Below are 991 nucleotides of genomic sequence, written 5' to 3' on the forward strand. Positions count from 1 at the left end.
GGTCGATCTGTGGGTTTCCGACGATGGCTCGACGGACGCCACGGTCGCAATCGTCGAGGCTTGGCGATCCCGCTGGAACAAGGGCTCCGTTACGTTGGTGGAAGGCCCGCGAAAGGGTTTCGCCGCCAATTTCCGCTCGATGATCATCGATCCCCGCATCGATGCCGATTACTATGCCTTTTGCGACCAGGACGACATCTGGGAGCCGGATCGGCTGGAGAGCGCCATCCGCTGGATGGAGGGAGAGAATAGCGACATGCCGCTCCTGTTCTGCTCGCGCACGGCGACCATTTCGGAGGCCGGCATCCCAGCAGGCTATTCGCCGCTGTTTCGCCGCCCGCCGTCTTTCCGCAACGCGCTGGTGCAAAGCATCGCCGGCGGCAACACCATGCTCTTCAACCGCAAGGCGCGCGACCTCCTGGCGAAAGCATCGGCAAGGACCGAATTCGTCAGCCATGACTGGTGGGCCTATCTCATCGTCACCGCCGCCGGCGGCAAGGTCCGCTACGAGCCGCGGCCGCTGGTCAGATACCGGCAGCACGCGGCGAACCTCGTCGGCGCCAATGTCTCGTGGAAGGCAAGGCTTTCACGGCTCGGACGGCTGTTTCAGGGCCAGTTCGCCACCTGGACCGACAGCAATCTCAGGGGCCTTGCCGTCAACCGCGACCTCATCGCGCCCGATCCCGCACTCTGCCTTCGCCTGTTCATCAGGGCGCGCAAGGGCAGCACCTTCAGGCGCTTCCGCCTGCTCGGCAAAAGCGGCGTCTACCGGCAGACATTGATGGGCACGCTCGGGCTTTACCTTGCTTTCCTTTCGCGCCGGATCTGAACCGTGACGGCAAAGCGGGTCCTTGATCTGGTTGTCGGGGCGGTGATGCTGGCGCTAACGTCGCCGATCGTGCTGGTCGCGATGCTGGCGATCCGGGCGACGTCGGCCGGCCCGGCCATCTTCTCGCAGACCCGCGTCGGCCGGGAAGGAACCCTCTTTTCC

General features: G+C 64.6%; 2 protein-coding genes. Both read left to right on the forward strand.

Going from position 1 to position 991, the window contains the following annotated elements; translation table 11 throughout:
- Positions 1-829, forward strand: an 829-nt coding sequence (locus tag EOA27_RS37875; RefSeq protein ID WP_127258904.1) for a glycosyltransferase, incomplete at its 5' end; no start/stop codon positions are given.
- 3 nt (positions 830-832) lie between these two features.
- On the forward strand, positions 833-991 hold a 159-nt coding region (locus tag EOA27_RS37880), incomplete at its 3' end, for a sugar transferase (RefSeq protein WP_281059527.1).

This window comes from Mesorhizobium sp. M2A.F.Ca.ET.037.01.1.1, from assembly GCF_003998075.1.
Lineage (GTDB): Bacteria > Pseudomonadota > Alphaproteobacteria > Rhizobiales > Rhizobiaceae > Mesorhizobium.